Raw genomic sequence first — 299 nt, 5'->3', positions numbered from 1 at the left:
CCCCCATTTGGCTTTGGAACGTCAGTAATAACGGCGAAATAACCACAGATGAAACGCCCACCGTGCTTTATTCAGCTCCTTTCAAGGCGACGGCTGAAACGCTTTCCAATGACTTAAAAACGCTTTTACCTGCATTAGTGGAACAAGGTACACAAGCAGTCTTACATAATCAAACACAGACCTATTTACTGGCTTTAGCTCGCTTTTTGCAGTATGAAGGATGTGAAAAACTCGCCAATAACTTGGCTCCACTATTATCAGGTTATCGCTCGTTGCCGTTTGCGGGTGTGCTCTTTAGT

General features: G+C 44.5%; 1 protein-coding gene. It reads left to right on the top strand.

Annotation, left to right across the window (positions count from 1 at the left end; genetic code table 11):
* On the top strand, window positions 1–299 hold a 299-nt coding region (locus BHE89_RS23555), incomplete at both ends, for a hypothetical protein (protein ID WP_171742416.1).

It is taken from the genome of Shigella sp. FC1967, from assembly GCF_001743005.1.
Classification (GTDB): domain Bacteria; phylum Pseudomonadota; class Gammaproteobacteria; order Enterobacterales; family Enterobacteriaceae; genus Proteus.
This window is presented reverse-complemented; position numbering and strand designations above follow the sequence as displayed.